At 46.4% G+C, this 21,365-nt stretch carries 14 protein-coding genes; all 14 read left to right on the top strand.

Annotated features, from left to right (window positions below):
* Nucleotides 1-2: 2 nt before the first annotated feature.
* The 14 genes from REA38_RS04005 (at nucleotide 3) to galE (ending at nucleotide 21,309) form a co-directional block, all read left to right on the top strand.
* The gene (locus tag REA38_RS04005; protein WP_308885072.1) at nucleotides 3-983 is read left to right on the top strand and encodes an acyltransferase; all 981 of its coding nucleotides are present in this window, start codon (nucleotides 3-5) and stop codon (nucleotides 981-983) included.
* Between the two features lie 30 nt (nucleotides 984-1,013).
* Nucleotides 1,014-2,045, top strand: coding sequence for a GDP-mannose 4,6-dehydratase (gene gmd, locus REA38_RS04000; RefSeq protein WP_308885071.1), 1,032 nt, complete (start codon nucleotides 1,014-1,016; stop codon nucleotides 2,043-2,045).
* An 11-nt stretch (nucleotides 2,046-2,056) separates the two neighbouring features.
* Nucleotides 2,057-2,935, top strand: a complete 879-nt coding sequence (locus REA38_RS03995) for a GDP-mannose 4,6-dehydratase (RefSeq protein ID WP_308885070.1) — start codon at nucleotides 2,057-2,059, stop codon at nucleotides 2,933-2,935.
* An 11-nt stretch (nucleotides 2,936-2,946) separates the two neighbouring features.
* The gene (locus tag REA38_RS03990) at nucleotides 2,947-4,056 is read left to right on the top strand and encodes a glycosyltransferase family 4 protein (protein WP_308885069.1); all 1,110 of its coding nucleotides are present in this window, start codon (nucleotides 2,947-2,949) and stop codon (nucleotides 4,054-4,056) included.
* 108 nt (nucleotides 4,057-4,164) lie between these two features.
* A complete protein-coding gene (gene wbaP, locus REA38_RS03985) occupies nucleotides 4,165-5,598 on the top strand; it encodes an undecaprenyl-phosphate galactose phosphotransferase WbaP (protein ID WP_161725641.1) in 1,434 nt (477 codons plus the stop codon).
* A 378-nt stretch (nucleotides 5,599-5,976) separates the two neighbouring features.
* The gene (locus REA38_RS03980) at nucleotides 5,977-7,290 is read left to right on the top strand and encodes an undecaprenyl-phosphate glucose phosphotransferase (protein ID WP_308885064.1); all 1,314 of its coding nucleotides are present in this window, start codon (nucleotides 5,977-5,979) and stop codon (nucleotides 7,288-7,290) included.
* Nucleotides 7,291-7,307: 17 nt separating this feature from the next.
* The gene (locus REA38_RS03975; protein ID WP_154232800.1) at nucleotides 7,308-9,185 is read left to right on the top strand and encodes a right-handed parallel beta-helix repeat-containing protein; all 1,878 of its coding nucleotides are present in this window, start codon (nucleotides 7,308-7,310) and stop codon (nucleotides 9,183-9,185) included.
* Nucleotides 9,186-9,492: 307 nt separating this feature from the next.
* Complete coding sequence (locus tag REA38_RS03970; RefSeq protein ID WP_308885061.1) at nucleotides 9,493-12,108, top strand: DUF4214 domain-containing protein; 2,616 nt, start codon at nucleotides 9,493-9,495, stop codon at nucleotides 12,106-12,108.
* Between the two features lie 391 nt (nucleotides 12,109-12,499).
* Nucleotides 12,500-14,272, top strand: coding sequence for a type I secretion system permease/ATPase (locus REA38_RS03965; RefSeq protein WP_308885060.1), 1,773 nt, complete (start codon nucleotides 12,500-12,502; stop codon nucleotides 14,270-14,272).
* Nucleotides 14,273-14,324: 52 nt separating this feature from the next.
* Entirely contained in the window at nucleotides 14,325-15,656 is a 1,332-nt protein-coding gene (locus REA38_RS03960; protein WP_033637755.1) for an HlyD family type I secretion periplasmic adaptor subunit, read from the top strand.
* Nucleotides 15,657-15,658: 2 nt separating this feature from the next.
* A complete protein-coding gene (locus REA38_RS03955) occupies nucleotides 15,659-17,035 on the top strand; it encodes a TolC family outer membrane protein (protein ID WP_016928415.1) in 1,377 nt (458 codons plus the stop codon).
* 274 nt (nucleotides 17,036-17,309) lie between these two features.
* Nucleotides 17,310-18,734 (top strand): mannose-1-phosphate guanylyltransferase/mannose-6-phosphate isomerase, encoded by a 1,425-nt coding sequence (locus REA38_RS03950; protein ID WP_164134076.1) that lies wholly within the window; start codon nucleotides 17,310-17,312, stop codon nucleotides 18,732-18,734.
* A gap of 12 nt (nucleotides 18,735-18,746) precedes the next feature.
* Nucleotides 18,747-20,120, top strand: a complete 1,374-nt coding sequence (gene cpsG, locus REA38_RS03945) for a phosphomannomutase CpsG (RefSeq protein ID WP_308885058.1) — start codon at nucleotides 18,747-18,749, stop codon at nucleotides 20,118-20,120.
* Nucleotides 20,121-20,295: 175 nt separating this feature from the next.
* Nucleotides 20,296-21,309, top strand: coding sequence for a UDP-glucose 4-epimerase GalE (gene galE, locus REA38_RS03940; RefSeq protein ID WP_308885056.1), 1,014 nt, complete (start codon nucleotides 20,296-20,298; stop codon nucleotides 21,307-21,309).
* Nucleotides 21,310-21,365 lie beyond the last annotated feature (56 nt).

Genomic DNA, 21,365 nt, shown 5'->3' with positions numbered 1-21,365 from the left:
TTATGATGAAATCAAATAAACTTACTGCGATACAAATTATGCGTGGTGTAGTATTATTGGTTATTTTTTTTCACTCAACAGAAAATCTTGTCACTAAAAAACTAAGCAGTCCGGTTTTCAATGCGGGGCAGGCAGGTGCTGATTTATTCTTCATCGTTAGTGGATTTATTATATTTTACTCGGCAAAAAACAAAATCGGATGCCATGGCGCTGTTTCTTTTTTGAAAAGCTGTTTGTTGAGAATAGTTCCTAACTATTGGTTTTATATATTTCTCTTTGCTACGTTATTAATTTTATTTCCAGATAAGTTTGACCGCTCGACATTTGGAGTGACTCATTTTGTATACTCTCTTCTTTTCATTCCAATGAAAGATAATATTCCTCCTCTCGTATCATTGGGCTGGACTTTGAACTACGAAATGTATTTTTATATTGTATTCTTTTTCTCGATTGTTTTCCTGAGTGAGCTAAGATTTATTTTTGTTTCAGTGTTAATCTTGTTTGTATATCTATCGTCTTACTCTATGGGTTTTAATGATTTTTATAAAAATGATGTGGCTTTTGAGTTTCTTCTAGGCGCATTACTCTATCTTTATTATTTAAAGGGTTATCACCATCGCTTTAAAATGCCTTGGTATACACTCTGCATCATATTTATATTGCTGATTTGTATTATGAGCGTAGCTGATACCAATTTACGGTTTGTAAATTTTGGCATCCCTTGCTTTTTTATTATATTTCTATCTCTTCATGTGAACTTCAATGAAGGAAGCATTTTAGAAAAGATAGGTGGATCATCTTATTCCATTTATCTATCGCATGCGATCTCTATGCCTTTTATTAGTAAAGTCTTGATGGTTTTAGGTCTTAACTTCTACCTATCTGTAGGGCTTTCTATCGTCTTTTGTTTGTTGGTTGGGTTGCATATCAGGTTTTGGAACGCAGAGTGTTGGATCCTTCCTGGTGGAATTCAAAGGAAGTAATTCAATTTTTTATATCATTAAGGAAATAAAATGAAAGCTATTGTTACAGGTATTACAGGTCAAGATGGCGCATATTTGGCTGAGTTACTTCTGAACAAGGGATATACTGTTTACGGTACATATAGAAGAACGAGCTCAGTAAATTTCTGGAGAATAAAAGAGCTTGGTATTGAAAGTAATAAGAATCTCCATTTAGTTGAGTATGACTTGACCGATCTTAGTGCTAGCATTCGTCTGCTACAGGAAACGGGCGCTACCGAGGTGTACAACCTGGCTGCTCAGAGTTTTGTTGGTGTTTCTTTCCAACAGCCAGTAACTACCGCTGAAATTACAGGGATTGGTCCTCTGAACTTACTTGAGGCCATTAGGATTGTTAACCCAAAAATCCGTTTCTACCAGGCATCTACGTCAGAAATGTTTGGTAAGGTACAAGAAATTCCGCAGGTTGAATCTACACCGTTCTACCCTCGTAGCCCATACGGCGTTGCTAAGTTATACGCACACTGGATGACAGTTAACTACCGAGAGTCCTACGATATCTTCGCGACAAGTGGTATTTTGTTCAATCATGAATCTCCACTTCGTGGCCAAGAGTTTGTTACGAGAAAAATTTCAGATGGTATCGCGAAGATTAAGTTGGGACTACTGGATAAAATTGAACTAGGTAACCTAGACGCTAAAAGGGATTGGGGGTTCGCTAAAGATTACGTCGAAGGCATGTACCTCATGCTGCAGGCTGATAAGCCTGATACGTACGTGCTTGCCACTAATCGTACCGAAACTGTTCGTGATTTTGTTTCACTGTGCGCTAAAGCAGTGGGCATGGATATCGAATGGTTCGGTCAAGGTGAAGATGAGTTTGGCGTAGATAAGAATACCGATAAGACGATAGTAACAATTAATCCTAAATTCTATCGTCCTGCTGAAGTTGAACTTTTGATCGGTAATCCAGTTAAGGCTCAAAATGATTTAGGATGGAAGCCGAAGACAACACTTGAAGAGCTCGCCAAAATGATGGTAGAGGCAGACCTGCAGAGAAACACTAAAGGCTATTCTTTCTAAAGGTACGCTAAATGAAAATACTCGTCACTGGGGGTAATGGGTTCACTGGAAAGTATGTGGTCTCGGCTTTTGAAGCGGCGGGTTATCAAGTATTGGTAGGGGTGCGCAGCACCCCTGTATTAGATAAAGAAGTTTTATTTAATATCCTAAACAAAGATAGCCTGTGTGAAACTTTATTAAAATACAGACCTGATGGAATAATTCATTTGGCTGGAAGTGCATTTGTAGGTGAGGGTGACTCCAGTGTTTTTTATTTAAATAATACGGTTGGGACTCTCAATCTTATCGAAGCGATAAAACTTTCTGGTATAGATATAAAGAAAGTAATAGTTTCAAGTTCAGCTAATATCTATGGTAACCCTACGGTTTCCACTATTAATGAGAGCATTGAGCCTATTCCCGTTAACCACTATGCCTCCAGTAAACTTGCGATGGAAAGCATGCTAAAGGGATGGTATTCTCAAATTCCTATTATTGTCACCAGGCCTTTTAATTACACAGGGGTTGGTCAAGGAATAAACTTTCTTGTCCCGAAGATAGTGTCACATTTCAAACGGAATTGTGATGTAATTGAGCTTGGGAATATTGATGTTGAACGGGATTTTTCTGACGTTTCAGAAATTGCAACGTGTTACGTAAAGCTTTTTGAAAGCGAGCATACCTCTACGGTTGTTAATTTATGTTCTGGTAATTCGATCTCTTTGAAAAAAATAATCGAGGATATGGAGTCTATCAGTGGGCACCGTATGGAGGTACGAATTAACCCTGCGTTTGTTCGTAGCAATGAAATAAAAGTTTTACGTGGGGATAACGCAAAACTTAGAAATATGATTAATTTTGCCCCTTCAGGCATATTACATCATACGTTAAATAAAATGTTTAACTCGTAAATGTGAAAACTATGAAAATTGCTATTGTCCATGATTGGTTAGTCACTTATGCCGGTGCGGAAAGAGTCCTCGAAAGAATGCTCAAAGTGTATCCTGATGCTGATGTGTTCTCTATGGTGGATTTTTTAGAAAAAAGGGACTTCATACAGAATAAAAAAGTTGTTACGAGTTTTGTGCAAAAACTTCCTTTTGCGAAGAAAAAGTACAGAGGGTATTTACCGTTAATGCCTTTTGCTGTTGAGCAATTCGATCTTTCAAAATATGATGTCATTATTTCAAGCTCGCATGCTGTGGCAAAAGGGGTTATAACCGGCCCAGATCAGTTACATATCTGCATGTGTTATAGCCCCATTAGATATGCTTGGGACCTTCAGCACCAGTATTTGAAAGAGTCTAATCTAGAATCTGGGGTTAAATCGTTTTTCGCACGTTATTTTTTGCACAAAATCCGCCTTTGGGATATTAGAAGCAGTTATGGTGTAGATCATTTCATTGCGATATCAGACTTTATAAAACACAGAATTAACAAATGCTATCGTCGTGATTCAGATGTTATTTATCCGCCTGTTTTTGTCGATGATTTCTCAACAGTTTTTAACAAAGATGATTTCTATATGACATCTTCTAGGCAGGTGCCATATAAAAAAATTGATCTGATTGTCAAGGCATTTAATGAGATGCCTGAAAAAAAGCTTATTGTGATTGGAGATGGTCCACAGCATAAATTGATCAAGTCGATTGCTGGAAAAAATATCACTATCATGGGCTATCAGAACTTTGAGGTTTTAAAGGAACACCTAGGTAGAGCAAAAGCGTTTGTTTTTGCTGCTGAAGAAGATTTTGGTATTGCCCCATTGGAGGCTCAGGCATGTGGCACTCCCGTTATTGCATATGGAAAGGGCGGCGCAACGGAAACAATCGTTGCTGATGGTGATAATGCGACGGGGGTATTCTTTAAGAAACAATGCGTGGAGGATATCATTGACGCGGTGAATAGATTTGAGTCGATGAATATATCTCCAAGCGCGTGTCGTGATAACGCAGAGCGTTTTTCCACTGCAGTTTTTGATAAACAGTTCAAAGAGTTTGTTGAGTGCAAAATCAGTCAAAAATGTAGTTAATAAATTTAAAAAAATAATCTGCGGAGTGCGCTATTTTTAGCGCATTCATTTAAATGAATTTAAGGGGTATCTATATGAATATTCATCAGGCTTGGTGTAGGCTTTTCTATGAAATTATCTAATGGTTTTGCTTCCGCTTTCATTTCTAAAATTTCACTAGCGCTCTCAGATCTTTTATTTTTCAATATTTCCATATTAATTGCCTATTATTTTATAGCAAACACCTTTGGGAATTTTTATGAGTTCGTTCCTGAAGGGGAAATGGGAATAAGGGTCTTCGCTCATTTCATCTTTTCTATACTGTGTGTATTATGGTTCTGGACAAGATTGAGGCATTATACTTACAGGAAACCATTTTGGTTCGAGTTAAAAGAGATATTCAGAACGCTAATCATTTTTGCGGTTCTGGATTTAGCGCTCGTTGCATTTTCAAAATGGAATTTTTCTCGATATCTCTGGCTCATCACGTGGGTGTCCATTCTGATACTTGTACCCATTGGCCGTGTGGTTGTTAAAAAATGGCTTAATGCTATTGGTTTATGGAAAAAACAGACAATCATTATAGGCTCGGGTAAAAATGCATTTGAGGCTTATGCAGCCTTACAGAGTGAGGGCAATCTGGGTTTTGATGTTGTTGGCTTTGTCTGTGTGGATGAGTCCTGTGATAACGAGTATTTTTGCATACCCGTAATAAAGAGTGAAGCGGAACTCTGGAGCATTACTGATGCTGACAATACTCAATTTATTGTGGCCCTAGAGTTTGAGCAAAACCTCCTTCGTGATTGGTGGTTAAAAAACTTAGCTAAAAACAATTGTCGTTCAATTTCCGTGATCCCTACTTTACGAGGTGTTCCTTTGTATGGCACGGACATGTCATTTATTTTTAGCCATGAGGTTATGATTCTCAGAGTAAATAATAATTTAGCCAAGCGCACATCTCGAATTATCAAAAGAACCTTCGATATCATTGGTTCCTTGTTAATTATGTTACTTTTGTCACCTCTTCTGTTGCTCATTGCATATAAAGTTTCTCGGGATGGGGGGCGTTCAATATATGGCCACGAACGGGTTGGTCATAATGGGGTGAAGTTTAAATGTTTGAAGTTTCGGTCGATGGTGGTAAATTCACAAGAGGTACTGGAGAATTTATTGGCTAACGATCCCGAAGCACAAGCGGAGTGGAAAAAGGATTTCAAACTTAAGAATGATCCAAGAATTACACGTATAGGTCATTTCCTCAGAAAGACCAGTTTGGATGAATTACCCCAACTTTGGAATGTGTTTGTTGGGGAAATGAGTTTGGTAGGCCCCCGACCTGTGGTCGAAGAAGAGCTTAAACGCTATGCTGGCGATGTTGACTACTACTATATGGCAAAGCCAGGAATGACTGGGCTTTGGCAAGTTAGTGGCAGGAATGATATTGACTATGATACTCGTGTTTACTTCGATGCTTGGTACGTGAAAAATTGGGCTTTGTGGAATGATATTGTAATTCTTTTTAAGACGATATCTGTCGTGCTTAAAAGGGATGGCGCCTACTAGCTTGATGGTGTTGATTAATTTTTTTTAAACCACTCTGAGAGTGTTTCTTTATCTGTGCATGTAATTTGTGTGCTTATACTGGAATGTTGCTCTGAGTGGTTTTTTTTTGCCTGATAACACCGACAAAGTCACATAAAAAAATGCTTGTGTTAGACAATGCTAAAAATGATTCCTATAATTTTTAAGGTGGCTTATTGAAGGTATGTTATGGACAGTTTTTCAAACTCAAACTCAAACTCAAACTCAAACTCAAACTCAAACTCAAACTCAAACTCAAAGTCAAAGTCAAAGTCAAAGTCAAAGTCAAAGTCAAAGTCAAAAACAAAGACTAATACATCCGTTATTTCTGTTCTTCAACGGTTTCTTGATTTATTCTCTGTGTTTCTGGGCTGGCAGCTTGCAACCACTTTTGGCAGTGAAGATGTGAGTCTGTTAATTTTTTTATTTGTTATCATTGCATTTCAATTTATTTCCGGCATTAATAATGCATATACCACATGGAGTGGAGAGCATCTGCTGGTAAACATTTATCGCGTTGGTGTTAACTTTTCACTATCGCTAATCTTATGTGGTGCATGTTTCTGTTTTTTCTATGATATTAAACCGAAGCTAGTCTCTTTTTCTCTTGTTTGGTTTTTTACTTCGTTATTGCTTTTTCTGACTTCGGCTATATTCATAAGATTACTTTTTGGGTTCTTAAGAAAAAAAGGCATGCGCATAAAGAAAGTCGGTATTTTTGGTGAGTCTGAAAGTGCATATCGTTTGTCCCAGCACTTTAATAACTATCCATGGCTCGGGTTCTCTCTCCATGGGTTTTACAATAACTCAGGGACTGACCACATTGGTGATAATCTGATTAATCGTTTAGGGAATGAAGATGACTTGTTTGCTGATGTTCAGATAGGTCTAGTGAATCACGTATATATTGCTACAGACTATTACAATGACGAAGAACTCAAAAGGATATTATCAAAATTATCAAATACAACATGTAGCGTAAACTATATACCAAATGCGATTTCTTATGGTCTTCTTAGAGCTGTCAATGCTGAAATAGAGGGGATTTCAATAATTTCTGTTTATGATACGTCATTTAATGGTGTAAATATGCTAACTAAGCGTTGTTTTGACGTGTTCGTTGCAATGTTACTCATAATCTTCTTCTCGCCATTAATGGTGCTTATTGCTTTATCCGTCATGGCGACCTCACCTGGGCCTATCCTCTTTAAGCAGAAACGCTATGGCCTCGAAGGTAAAGAAATTAATGTGTTGAAGTTCAGGACGATGTATTGCTCATCCGATGATACAAATTTCAGACAGGCCACTCCTGACGATCGGCGAGTGACCGTCATTGGCCGTGTTTTGCGTAAAACTTCCCTTGATGAATTACCACAACTTTTTAATGTCTTCTGCGGCTCGATGTCGCTCGTTGGCCCCAGACCCCATGCCATTGCGCATAACGAGGAGTTTCGGAAGTTGATTCACGGTTACATGTTGAGACACAAAGTTAAGCCTGGAATTACTGGATGGGCGCAGATTTGTGGTTGGCGCGGTGAAACAGATACGTTAGAAAAGATGACAAAGAGGATAGAGTATGATTTGTTCTACATTAATAATTGGACGTTGATGTTAGATATAAAGATACTGATTATGACGATTTCACGTGGTTTTCTTAATAAAAATGCTTATTGAATGACCAGGAGGCGTGTATGAATAGACGTTTTTTTTTAAAGGAAGTTAGTCTGTTGGCTTTGTGGGTTGGAGTTGAAGCTCGTTTTTCCCTTGCTTTTGCCAAGAGTCTTTCTACCGAAAACTCGCAACTAATAACACTTGAGTCAATTAAAAAAAACGTCATGCCTGACGGACTTGAGAGTGTACTGGCGAGTGTCTTTGCTTCTGACTACTCTGGCTCCTCTACCGTTCGTTTGAATCGTGAACCTTCAGAAGATAATAAGGATATGGCAGGTAAGGGGTGGAGCGATATAGGGATATTAAACAACAAAGCATTACTTTTTGATTCTGAAGGAAAAGCCTTTTCTCTGGCAGCTAAAAATGGTTTCTTTTCCATCGAAAGCCTCGGTGGTGGTACGGGTAAAGACGATAGTGCACTGATGGAGATAGCTCAACATTTATCAAAAAAACCCGTACAGTTGGTTAAAGATAGAGTTTATTACTATGGCAGGCCGGTCAGTCATTCCGGAGCAGCTGGATGGATCGGAAATAATGCGACGATAAAATGCCTCCCTACATCCTCTGATGCTCATCGGTTTCCATTTATCACTTCTCCAGTGACAGCTGAAAATGCACCCAACGATATTCGGCACTCTAGCTCAGGAGTGCGAGGTGCAGTGTTTAAAGATCTGACTATTGATACTGATTATCACGATACAGCTGGAAAGGTTGGATTCCTCTATGCAGAGAATACTCTACATGATTGGAGCGATTGCCTTTTTGATAGTGTAATTTTTAAGAATGCTAAATTTGATAATCTTGCCATGCAAATGAACTGTCACGGGATAACATTTAAAAAATGCTCATTCACGAACTCTGGGCAAGATAGTGTCGTGGTCAGAAAAACGTGCTATGACATCAAGTTCATCGATGGATGTTTTTTTTCAGATACTGCAAAAGTGCAGTCTGGTGGTGATGGTATTGTTATCAAAGGGCGGGGTGTCAGCGTGATAGGTTGCCGATTTGAAAATATCGGCTTGGGTAAAAAAGGAGCAGCGATTGCCAATAATGCTGAAGATGCGGATAACGCACACGAGTCCAGTAACGGCGTGTTTAATAATAACTATTTTCTCAACTGTTATGGTGGCCTTGGAATTGGTACGGTAAAAAGCTCACTGGCTTTCTCAAATAACTGGATATCAAATGTTACAGCATCTGGTAATACCTTTGAAAATATAAAAAAGGTTGCTATTGGTGCAAGATATGTTCGTGGCTTTATTTCTAATAATAATGTTGTTAAAAATCAGTCGAGTGCAAGAGATTTTTCCATAGAATTACTCCATGTCGCTGATGCTGATTGTGATTTTTCTGTTTCACAGGTTGAGGGAGGTGCTATTCATCTACGTGATTGTTCTGGGAAAATTAAATTATTGGCGGATAATGTTGCCCTTGCTGGATTCAATAATGCTGTTTTAATCGAGAAAAGCCATGATGTGGTAGCAGATCTAACAATAAATAATTCCGGCCGCGGCGGAGGTTACATTGATACTCTGAACAGCAGTTTAATTTCTATCAAGTCTTCGATGACTAAAGGCGTTGCTCTTCAGGTGCTAAATGCCACGGACTCCAAAATCAGTGCAGTAGTCAGAGACTCACTACTTGATGGTGTCGTTTTGAAAGACTTTAAAAATGTCGCTCTCACAGCTGATGTTAAAAACAGTGGTGCAAATCAAAAGGGAAAATACAATGCCGTTGGTGTATTCTCAGGAAATAACGCAAAAATTGATTTATCGTCCGATTCTGGTAACTATTTGTATGACTTATTTGTTGACAAAAGTGCAACCGGAGTTGAGGTGACTGATGGTTTATCTGCGTTAAAAACTAACTATACCGATACGAGTGTTCGTGGTAAGTAGTCGATGAATCGATTATTGTCAATGGTATTTTTTATGATGTATTTCATAAATCCGCATTGTGAAAAAATATATAGTCAGCACTCTCATCTGTTTTTATTTGCTCTATATTCTTGAGAGGCATTGAAAAGTAAGAAAAAAAACCACTAAATAATATATGTCAGTGTTACTTGACAAAATTTTGGTTACCTTCTTTATTTAGTTTGTAGAGATGTAAGTTCTGTCTCTGCAAACCTTATGATTCGGACATTTTCCCTCATCATTCGCTCGTTCGGATGATTTTGAGGTTAGTTTTCTAAAGGGGTAATTTATGGCTTCTCTAGCGAATCAGCAGACCGCTGCTGCGATTTTTTACGCGGTTTTAGGGCGTAGCCCGAGTGAGTACTCATTCAAAAATTTTGGTGAGAGTCTCGAAACGGGGAAGTATACAATTAGCAGTTTTGCAAACTTTTTACTAACAAGCCCGGAGGGTATTGCTCTTTACCAAGGGAAAAGTAGTGCAGATATTGTCACTAAAGTTTATACGTTGGTGTATGGTTCTGCACCAAGTCCAACGACAGTCACCGATCTTTTGGCTACAGGGAGTTTATCTGTTGTGCTTTCTTCAATCGTAAATACTGTACTGAATTATGAAGGGTTTGATCCTAGTTTGTTAAGTTCACAACTTACATTCACCAACAAAATTGACTCTATTCTCTACTCTTCGACAGCCAGCTTGCCCCCATTGAACCTTCAGGAACAAATTGCTGCATTGTATTTAGGTATTCCTGGGCGGCAAGTCGATTCTAGCGGTTTGAAGTACTGGAGTACTGATTTACTGCGGGGAACGAGTTACGTTGATGTAATTAATAAACAACTACTTACTCCGGAGTATCAACAAAAGGTTGGTTCACTTACCGGCGACGCATATATTCAGCATGTTTATACCTTGGTTCATGGTGTTGCTGCTACTCAGCAACAATTGGCCACATATTCTGCGCTTGGCACCGATAAAGCTATTATTGCTCAAGCTATTATCAATGACATGCGCAGTTCGACAGCAACCGATGCCACGACAGTTTCACAGCAACACGCATTTGAATTTGGCATTGGCTCAAGTTTGCTTTACAAGACGGCTGCCGCTTTGTCTGTCACCACTGGCGGAGGTAATGCTACAGGAACAGTTAATACAGCCTCCAGCCATGCTCTGAGCAACGCCGAAACAGCGGTACTCACGAATGTTCAACTGAACGCCAATGCCGCCAGTACCGTCAATCTGAAGTTCGCCGATCACCTGGCGAATCTGACCATCAACGGCACCAGCGCAGCAACGGTCAACCTGTCTGACAACGGTGTTAACCCCGGTGTCGATATTACCGTTAACAATGGCAACGTGATTCTGAACGCCAGTTCCGGGAATGATGATGTCATCGTAACGTCGACGGCCAACATCGCCACGGGCACCGGCGACTTTAACCTTGGCAACGGCAACGACTCGCTGAAATGGGCGGGGAATGCGGCAACCGGCGCAGCCAACACCGTCGGCGCCGGCATCTCCGCTAATGGCGGCGCGGGTACGGACTCCATCTCCGCCAACTTCATCACCAAAACCGTGGTGACCAACCAAAACGCCCTGGGCGTTCGTACCAGCACCGTGACCAGCAACGCCAACAACTTCTCGAACTTCGAGCAGATCGACCTGACCGGCTATATCGGCAAGTCCGTCGGCACGCTGATTACGACGCCGCTGATCGGTTCACCGACTACCACCAGCGTGACCACGCCAAACAACACCTTTGACTTTGGCCTGACCAACGGCACGTCCACGGTCGAAGGCACCACCGGCGGCACGGTTACGCAGAACGCAGCGGCCACCAATCTCGGCACTCAGGGGTTTGTGGTCTCCGGTCTGGCTAACGTCAACGTCATCAACGCCGCCGGCGGCAACGCCGCGCAGTTGGCAGTGAAAGGGGACGCGACCGCTGCCAGTACGCTGAACTTCACCTTTGTCCAGAACGCCACCGATCACTTCAATATCAACTTCGATGCGGTGAGTTCTGCCAACGTGAATGCCGGTGCCATCACTCTCAACAGCAGCAGCAGCGCCTTGTTGGGCACCGCTCTGACCACGGTTAACGTGGCCTCGGGCGGTACCGGCAGCTTTGACAATATTCTGTCATTGGCCGGCACCAATGCGCAGGTTCAGACCATCAACGTGACCGGTGATCACGCGCTGGATCTGACGGTGGGCAGCGGTTTCAGCAACGTACGTGATATCAATGCGTCCACCAATACCGCGGGGCTGAATCTCGACTCCAACCATGGCGGTACCGGTGACGGTATCATCATTCAGTTGCTGAACATTCTGCCGCTGAGCGTTGTCACCACCAACCTGTTGGCACCGGTGTTGACGGCGTTGGGTCTGAACGGTTACCAAATGACCGTAGAAGGTTCCAGTGCTGCCGATACTCTGGGCGTGATTGGCAACACCACGCTGACCGGCGGCGCAGGTGCCAACACCTACGACATCAAGGCCAGTAACACGCAGGCGGGTGTGACCATCAAGGACTTTAATAGCCTCAAGGACTCGATTGTCGACGTGAACCATGGCGGCCTGACTATCTCCGATGACGCCAGCGGCACCGCGGTAGCGAACTACGGTACGCGTTCTGCCGACACGTTGGATGCATTGTTGGGGACACTGGTGGGCGGTTTGACCAATGGCGTTATCGGCCTGCTGGGCGGTATTCTTGGCCTGGATAGCAGCAACTCGCTGACGTCGAAAGTGGGTGTGGCATCCGTTGTATTCAGCGGTGGCGGTAACACTGCCAGCTCTTACGTGATTATCGACAACAACGATAACCACTCGCTGGACCTCAACGATACCGTGGTATACCTGACTGGGCAAAACCACCAGCAATTGGTGGATACGCTGCACTACGCGTAAGTATGAGTTCCAGTGGGTTATAATTCCCATTGAAACTGTTAGTCAATAAATAATACGGGGTGTATAAACACCCCGTATTCTTTGAAATTTGTGAACTACGTCATTATCTCTAATTTATTCCCTTTCGTACTAAACCCGCTTTGCCCCGCCTATTATTTATCCCACTGTTTTCATTTGTTTTTTTCTGTGGTTTGTGATGCGATTTTTTTTGCTTACGGCCTTGCTGGTATCCGCTTTCTCTACCTATAGTTAGGAAAAGTATCTGCAGTCTCGAGCATGTCTGGGGGGGGGGGTTCTTTAGGATTTATTTTATTTTTCCCTTTTTAGGATTTTCCTTATAAGAGTCCAATGCGGATTTTGACTGACAGTGCACATGATGTAAGGGCAGAAAGTGAATCAATTTATACCGCGCAATGAAATTGCGGATGTTATACGGACTCGCAGCAAGGTTTTCTGGACCGTTGGCATATTTACCGCATTTATTAATTTATTAATGCTAGTTCCTTCTATCTATATGCTCCAGGTTTATGACCGGGTGCTTCCTTCTCGCAATGAAATCACGCTGTTGATGCTGACGCTGATCATGCTGGGCATGTTCGGCATGATGTCGCTGTTGGAATACGTGCGCAGCATGGTGGTGATCCGTATCGGCAGCCAGCTGGATATGCGGCTCAACACGCGAGTCTATACCGCGGCCTACGAGGCGAATCTGAAAAACGGCTCGTCTGATGCCGGCCAGATGCTGAGCGATTTGACCAATCTGCGCCAATTCCTCACCGGCAGCGCGCTGTTCGCCTTCTTTGATGCGCCGTGGTTTCCAATCTATCTGTTGGTGATATTCCTCTTTAACCCTTGGTTGGGGCTTTTCGCTCTGGTCGGTGCGCTGTTGCTGATCGCATTGGCGGTGATCAACGAAATGGTGTCGAAAAAGCCGCTGGCGGAAGCCAGCAAGCTGTCGATTATGTCCGGGACGCTGGCCAGCACCAATCTGCGCAATGCCGAAGTGATCGAAGCTTTGGGGATGTTGCCCAACCTGAAACGCCGGTGGTTCGGTCTGCACCAGCGGTTCTTGAACAGTCAGCGCATCGCCAGCGAACGCGCATCGCGGGTCACGTCGATCACCAAGTTTGTGCGCATGTCGCTGCAATCATTGGTGCTGGGGCTGGGGGGCTGGCTGGCGATCGATGGGCACATCACGCCCGGTATGATGATAGCCGGTTCCATTCTGATGGGGCGAACCCTAGCGCCGATTGAGCAGGTTATTAACGTCTGGAAGAGCTACAGCGCGGCGAAGCTTTCTTATGGCCGGTTGGTCAAGCTGCTGGAAACGCATCCGCAACGGGGTACCGGCATGTCCTTGCCGCGCCCGGAAGGGATGCTGGCCGTAGAAGGCGTCACCGCCACGCCGCCGGGATCCCAAGGCGATGCGGTATTGCATAACGTGAGTTTTGCCATCCAGCCCGGTGACGTGCTGGGGATCATTGGCCCGAGCGCGTCGGGGAAATCGACGCTGGCGCGTTTGCTGGTCGGCATTTGGCCGGTCAGCGAAGGGATTGTTCGGTTGGATAATGCCGACATCTATCAGTGGAACAAGGATGAGTTGGGGCCGTATATCGGCTATCTGCCACAGGACATTGAGCTGTTTGCCGGGACTATCGCCGAGAATATCGCCCGCTTTAACGATATTGACTCAGAGAAAGTCATTGAAGCCGCCAAGCTGGCCGGCGTGCACGAACTGATCCTGCGTTTCCCTAACGGCTACGATTCGGTGCTCGGCAACGGTGGCGCTGGGCTTTCCGGTGGACAGAAACAGCGTATCGGCCTGGCGCGCGCATTGTATGGCGACCCTTCGCTGGTGGTATTGGATGAGCCTAACTCCAACCTGGATGATGCGGGCGAGAAAGCGTTGAACCAGGCCATTATGTTCCTCAAGCAACGTAATAAAACGGTGGTTCTGATTACCCATCGCACCAATTTGCTGTCGATGACCAGCAAGCTGTTGCTCCTGGTAAATGGCAACGTCAACGCATTCGGCCCGACTCAACAAGTGCTTCAGGCGTTAGCCAATGCGCAAAAAGCGCAGGCGCAACCGCCTCAGCAAGCGGTGAGGGCGGTAAATTCCGAGCCGGATGAAGGCAATATCCCGAAAACGCAAATTAATTAAGCCGTGAATTGCCTGACGGCTTTATTGCCGTCCGCAGTTTAAAGGAGTTGGTATGTCGACGCACATTGGCGAGCCGCAAGACTCGTATATTGAAGAGATCCCGCAGGATGAACGGCGGTTTACCCGGATGGGCTGGCTGGTGGTGGGAATTGGTCTGTTCGGATTTTTGGCCTGGGCAGCGTTCGCGCCTCTGGATAAAGGGGTGGCATCGCCGGGATCGGTAACCGTTTCCGGCAACCGCAAAACGGTGCAGGCCCCGGCCAGCGGCATCATCAAGAATATCGCGGTGAAAGACGGCGACAAGGTGAAAGCCGGAGAAGTCCTGGTGCAGTTGAGCCAGGTGCAGGCACAGGCGCAGGTCGATTCCCTGCGCGACCAGTACTACACCACGCTGGCCACCGAAGGGCGTTTACTCGCCGAGCGCGACGGTCTGAGCAACGTCACTTTTTCCCCTATTTTTGCCCAGATCAAAACTCAGCCGCGCGTGGCTGAAATCATCGCGTTGCAAACGCAGCTGTTCGCCTCCCGCCGCCAGGGGCTGCAAAGTGAAATTGATGGTTATAAGCAGTCGATGGACGGGATTCGTTTCCAATTGAAAGGCCTGCAGGATTCGCGCGCCAACAAGCAGATTCAACTTTCCAGCCTGCGTGAGCAGATGAACAGCATGAAGCAACTGGCGGCGGACGGCTACCTGCCGCGCAACCGCTACCTGGAAGTGCAGCGTCAGTTTGCCGAGGTGAACAGCAGCATCGATGAAACCGTCGGGCGGATTGGCCAGCTGCAAAAGCAGCTGCAGGAATCTCAGCAGCGTATCGACCAGCGTTTCGCCGACTATCAGCGCGAGGTCAGAACGCAACTGGCGCAAACCCAAATGGACGCCAGCGAGTTTCGCAATAAGCTGCAAATGGCCGATTTCGATCTGGGCAACACTGCCATCACCTCACCGGTGGACGGCACCGTGGTCGGATTGAATATCTTCACTCAGGGGGGCGTCGTGGGAGCGGGTGACCACCTGATGGACGTTGTACCCAGCCAGGCGACATTGGTGGTGGATTCTCGCCTCAAAGTCGACCTGATCGACAAGGTGTATAACGGGTTGCCGGTGGATCTGATGTTTACCGCCTTCAACCAAAACAAAACCCCGAAAATTCCGGGAACGGTCACGTTGGTTTCCGCCGATCGCCTGGTCGACAAAGCCAACGGCGAGCCTTACTACCAGATGCAGGTCACGGTCTCGCCGGAGGGCATGAAGATGCTCAGTGGCGAGGACATCAAGCCGGGGATGCCGGTGGAGGTGTTCGTGAAAACGGGGTCACGCTCGCTGCTGAGCTATCTGTTTAAACCTATTTTGGATCGCGCTCATACTTCATTAACCGAGGAATAATTTTGATTCAATCAAAACGACAGGCTGCCGGTCTGGTTATCGGCACCCTTTTGTTTGCGATATCTGCGCCGGTTTATTCGATAGGGATTTTAGACGCATATTCGCTGGCATTAGAAAAGGACCCGACTTTCCGGGCGGCTATAAAAGAGAAAGAAGCGGGAGATGAGAACGAAAACATCGGCAGGGCGGGGCTGCTGCCGAAAGTGTCGCTGAACTATCAGAATTCGCCGCGCAACTGGCAGACGCAAAAATATCCGCAGAGCGACTTTTTCGGCAATGTTTCGGAGGTCACCCGGCGGCAGCAATATCGCAGTTATTCCAGTTCGATCACGCTGACGCAGCCGCTGTTCGATTATGAAGCGTACGCGCGCTACAAAGCCGGCGTCGCGCAGACGATGATGTCGGACGAGCGCTATCGCGGTAAGTTGCTGGATCTTGCGGTTAGGGTGATTAACGCCTATGTCGAAGTGGCCTATTCCAAGGATCAAATCGCGTTGGCCGAAGCGCAAAAGGCGGCTTACAAGGAACAGCTGACCTTGAACGATCGCCTGATGAGCGCCGGTGAAGGCACCATTACCGACGTATCGGAAACCCAGGCACGCTACAGCCTGGCCGAAGCGCAGGTCATCGAAGCGCGCGATGCGCTGGATGCCGCGCAGCGCGAATTGGAAGTGATTATCGGCATGCCGCTGAACCAGCTGGATGAATTACAGGTGTTGCGGCCGGGCAAGTTCAAGGTGGCGCCGCTGATCCCGTCCAAGTTTGAAGAGTGGCAAAAGATCGCGCTGGAGAATAACCCGGTGCTGGCCGCCTCGCGTCATGGCGTGGATGCCGCCAAGTATGACGTTGAAAGGAATCGGGCGGGCTTTATGCCGCAGGTTCAGCTGTATGCTTCGCATTCGGAAAACGACTCCAGCAGCGATAACACGGTTAACCAGAAATACCGCACCGACAGCATCGGCGTGCAGGTCAGCATGCCTATTTATTCCGGCGGCGGCGTTTCGGCGTCGACCCGGCAGGCGGCGGCGCGCTATGGCCAGGCGATGTATGAGATGGATGCGCAGACGGGCACCACGCTCAACGATCTGCGCAAGCAGTACAATCTGTGCATCAGCAGCCGCGCCAAGGTGGCGGCCTATGAGCTGGCGGTACAATCGGCCACCACACAGGTGACGGCGACCCGGCAAAGCGTGCTGGCCGGGCAACGTGTCAACGTTGACGTGCTCAACGCCGAACAGCAGCTCTATAGCGCCCAGCGCGATCTGGCCTCCGCCAAGTACGCCTACATCAAGTCGTGGATTACCTTGCTGAGCGACTCCGGTACGTTGGATGAAAAAGATGTTATGCGGGTAGCGCAGTATTTTGCCCGCAGTCGCTAGCAACATATTCACTATGAGCATTAATCTGAAAGAGCAGCACTATGCTGCTCTTTTTTGCGTTAATACGTTATGTTATTGGCTGGTAGTTCCTTCTGTATTTATACTTACCTGGTTTATTTTTATACATAATTTTCTGTTAAGGAACGGTAGGTTAGAAGGATGCATGCTTTTCGCAAAGTGTAACGATTGGTTAATATCCGTACGAATTTTAGAGTGATGCTGCTGACGTGCGGCGGCGTCCTTGTAAGAACGATGGCTGAGTAAAGGGTAGATAATGTCCAAACTAATTCCTGTGGTTATGGCCGGTGGTACTGGGAGTCGTCTGTGGCCGATGTCGCGAGAATCGTTTCCTAAACAGTTTTTATCTATTGATGACAGCGGGGTGAGCCTGCTGCAACAAACGTTACAGCGTTTGTCGGGTCTGACCGGTATCGAAGTTGCTGCTCCTCTGGTCATCTGCAACGAGGAACACCGTTTTTTAGTTGCCGAACAATTACGTGAAATTGGACAATTAGCGACCAATATTATTTTAGAGCCCGTAGGGCGTAATACTGCCCCAGCAGTGGCGTTAGCCGCTCATCTTGCTGCAGAGGAAGACGAAGAGAGTATGCTTTTGGTGCTGGCAGCGGACCATCTGATCACCAAAGTGGATAATTTTCACGCGGCTATTCAGACGGCTATTTCGTTTGCAGAAAACAACCAATTGGTCACGTTTGGCATTATCCCTGAGCACCCTGAAACGGGCTATGGCTATATTAAGCGTGGCGAGCACCTTTCCAATGCATGTTTCAAAGTTGATTCGTTCGTTGAGAAGCCGCGTTTGGAGAAAGCGGTCGAATACCTCGCCAGCGGTGATTACAGCTGGAATAGCGGTATGTTTATGTTCAAGACGGCCAAATTCCTGCAGGAACTGCGGCAGTTCAGTCCTGAAATTTTCAGCACAACCCAGCAGTCTGTGAGCAACAGTCAACGCGACATGAATTTTATCCGGGTTGAGCAAGACATCTTCAAGCACTGCCCTAGTGACTCCATCGACTATGCGGTGATGGAAAAGACACATGACGCGGTGGTGATTCCTATTGATGCGGGCTGGAGTGACGTCGGTTCCTGGTCCTCATTGTGGGAAGTGTCAAAGAAGGATCATTTGGGTAATGTCAACGTGGGTGAAATTATCTCAATCGATTCCAATGATAACTACATTTCCTCTGAGTCCGCGTTGGTGGCGACCATCGGGTTGGAAAACCTGGTTGTGGTCAACACCAGTGATGCCTTGCTAATCGCTCACAAGGACAAGGTGCAGGATGTGAAGAAAGTGGTTGATGAGCTTAAAAAACGCAATCTTCATCATTTTCGCCAGCATTCCACCGCCTATCGTCCCTGGGGCAAGATTTGCGATATCGACAGCGGCACGCACTTCCAGGTGAAGAAAATCATTGTGCGGCCAGGGGAGGGGCTGTCGGTACAACGCCATCTCCACCGTGCCGAACATTGGGTCGTCGTGAGTGGGACAGCAAGAGTTAACGTTGATGATCAAGAGTTCTTCTTGTCGGAAAATCAGTCTACCTTCATTCCTGCGGGCAGTGTCCATACGTTAGAAAACCCGGGAAAAATCGATTTGGAAATGATCGAGGTCAGGTCGGGGCACTATCTGGAAGAAGATGATATTGAGCGTTTGCAAGATCGCTATGGCAGAGTTTAATAGGGTTTGGTAATGCAAAAATTGACGTGTTTTAAAGCTTATGACATTCGGGGAAAGCTGGGCGAAGAGCTGAATGAGGACATCGCGTATCGTATTGGACGCGCCTACGGCGAGTTTTTGAAGCCCAAAAATATCGTGTTGGGCAGCGATGTTCGGTTAACCAGTGAAAGCCTGAAACTGGCGCTGGCGAAGGGTTTGCAGGATGCGGGCACTGATGTGATAGACATCGGCTTAACCGGTACCGAAGAAATCTATTTCGCCACAACCTATTTAAAAACGGATGGTGGCGTGGAAGTCACCGCCAGCCACAACCCGATCGATTACAACGGCATGAAGTTGGTGCGTGAGGGCTCTCGGCCGATTAGCGGCGATACCGGGTTACGGGCGATCCAAGAACTGGCGGAGAAAAACCAATTTCAGGCCCCGACTGCAATGCGCGGTAGCTATGTTCGCCAGGACGTATTAGGGGCTTATGTAGAACACATTCTGTCCTACGTCGACGTGAAAAATTTCAAACCATTGAAGCTGGTGATCAACTCGGGCAACGGTGCGGCGGGGCATGTGATCGATGCTATTGAAGCGCAACTGAAGGCGCGGGGCGTGCCGCTGGAGTTTATCAAGGTGCATCACCAACCGGACGGCACTTTCCCTAACGGTATTCCCAACCCATTGCTGCCTGAGTGTCGCGCGGATACCGCCGATGCGGTGCGTGAGCATAGCGCTGATATGGGCATTGCGTTCGACGGCGATTTCGACCGCTGCTTCCTGTTCGATGAAAAAGGCGATTTTATTGAGGGTTATTATATCGTCGGCTTGCTGGCGGAGGCCTTCTTGCAGAAACAGCCGGGCGCGAAGATCATCCACGATCCACGTCTGAGTTGGAACACCGTCGATGTGGTTACCGGTGCCGGGGGCGTACCTGTGATGTCGAAAACCGGCCATGCTTTCATTAAGGAACGCATGCGTGCGGAAGACGCCATTTATGGCGGAGAGATGAGTGCCCACCACTATTTCCGTGATTTTGCTTATTGTGACAGTGGCATGATCCCGTGGCTGCTGGTCGCTGAGCTGGTCAGTGTGAAGGGGCAAACGCTGGGGCAACTGGTACAGGATCGCATTGCCGCCTACCCATCTTCCGGTGAGATCAATATCAAACTGGCTCAGCCAGCCATATCCATTGAAAGCGTTAAACAACGCTATTTACCGCATGCCGATGAGGTAGACTACACAGATGGCATCAGCATGGCGTTCGCAGGCTGGCGTTTCAATCTGCGTTCCTCCAATACGGAACCTGTGGTACGTCTTAATGTCGAATCACGTGCCGATGTTGCGCTGATGCAAGAGAAAACAGACGAGATTTTGGCGCTGTTGGCCGCAGGGTCGTAATGTTTGTTTGAGGTTTTGCGATAAGTCAGTGATGAGGGCGGTTTTTACCGCTCTCGCTTAGAGGTTGTTGTGATACCTTTGAGTTGCGATCCAGGCCTGTTTAGGCGACTTGCAGGTAGCTTTCTTAAAATACGAAGAGATATCTTTCGGTACAACCGAGGTATAAGAGGTTGAAATGACAATATTAGTTACCGGTGGTGCCGGTTACATTGGATCTCACACCGTTTTATCTCTGCTGGAACGTGGCGACGACGTGGTGGTGTTGGACAATCTGTCGAACTCGTCAGCGGAGTCTTTACACCGCGTAGAGAAACTGACGGGAAAAGCCGCCGTGTTTTACCAAGGCGATGTTCAGGATGCTGAATGCCTGCATCGCATCTTTGCAGCGCACACGATTACCGCTGTGATCCACTTCGCCGGCCTTAAGGCCGTTGGGGAATCTACGCGTAAGCCGCTGGAATACTACCAGAATAATGTTACCGGCACGCTGGTGTTACTTGACGCCATGCGCCGTGCCGGCGTGCATGATTTCATCTTCAGTTCCTCCGCCACTGTCTATGGCGCCAATTCGCCGGTGCCCTATGTGGAGACGACACCGATCGGCGGGACAACCAGCCCGTATGGCACGTCCAAGCTGATGGTGGAGCAGATCCTGCAAGATTTCGCTAAGGCTGAACCGCAATTTTCGATTATTGCCTTGCGTTACTTCAATCCGGTGGGGGCTCACGAGTCTGGCCTGATTGGCGAAGATCCTAACGGTATTCCCAACAACTTGCTGCCTTACATCTCACAGGTGGCTATCGGCAAGTTGGAAAAGCTGGGCATTTTCGGCGGAGATTATCCGACGAAGGACGGCACGGGAGAGCGCGATTACATCCATGTCATGGATTTGGCTGAAGGCCACCTGAAAGCCATGGATCATTTGCCGAAGATCAACGGATTTAAGGCTTATAACCTGGGGGCTGGCGTAGGGCACTCGGTGCTGGCGATGGTTCAGGCGTTTGAAAAAGCGTCCGGCGTAACGATCCCTTACCAAATATTACCTCGCCGCGATGGCGATTTGCCTGCTTTCTGGGCGAACGCCGATCTGGCTTATCAGGAGTTGGGTTGGAAAGTCAGTCGGGGTATCGATGGCATGATGCGCGATACCTGGAACTGGCAAAGCAAAAATCCACATGGTTATCGCTAACCTTGATTGATATGTCTTGATAGTGATAAATAGGCATGAAAGACTAATTAAGCATA

Source organism: Serratia sp. MF1(2023), assembly GCF_030954545.1.
Classification (GTDB): domain Bacteria; phylum Pseudomonadota; class Gammaproteobacteria; order Enterobacterales; family Enterobacteriaceae; genus Serratia; species Serratia sarumanii.
The sequence above is the reverse complement of the archived record's forward strand: the minus strand, read 5'-3'. Positions and strand labels throughout refer to the sequence as shown.

Coding starts and splice junctions, on each gene's coding strand:
- REA38_RS04005 (WP_308885072.1), top strand. CDS start 3: ATGATGAAATCAAATAAACTTACTGCGATACAAATTATGCGTGGTGTA.
- gmd (WP_308885071.1), top strand. CDS start 1,014: ATGAAAGCTATTGTTACAGGTATTACAGGTCAAGATGGCGCATATTTG.
- REA38_RS03995 (WP_308885070.1), top strand. CDS start 2,057: ATGAAAATACTCGTCACTGGGGGTAATGGGTTCACTGGAAAGTATGTG.
- REA38_RS03990 (WP_308885069.1), top strand. CDS start 2,947: ATGAAAATTGCTATTGTCCATGATTGGTTAGTCACTTATGCCGGTGCG.
- wbaP (WP_161725641.1), top strand. CDS start 4,165: ATGAAATTATCTAATGGTTTTGCTTCCGCTTTCATTTCTAAAATTTCA.
- REA38_RS03975 (WP_154232800.1), top strand. CDS start 7,308: ATGAATAGACGTTTTTTTTTAAAGGAAGTTAGTCTGTTGGCTTTGTGG.
- REA38_RS03970 (WP_308885061.1), top strand. CDS start 9,493: ATGGCTTCTCTAGCGAATCAGCAGACCGCTGCTGCGATTTTTTACGCG.
- REA38_RS03960 (WP_033637755.1), top strand. CDS start 14,325: ATGTCGACGCACATTGGCGAGCCGCAAGACTCGTATATTGAAGAGATC.
- REA38_RS03950 (WP_164134076.1), top strand. CDS start 17,310: ATGTCCAAACTAATTCCTGTGGTTATGGCCGGTGGTACTGGGAGTCGT.
- cpsG (WP_308885058.1), top strand. CDS start 18,747: ATGCAAAAATTGACGTGTTTTAAAGCTTATGACATTCGGGGAAAGCTG.
- galE (WP_308885056.1), top strand. CDS start 20,296: ATGACAATATTAGTTACCGGTGGTGCCGGTTACATTGGATCTCACACC.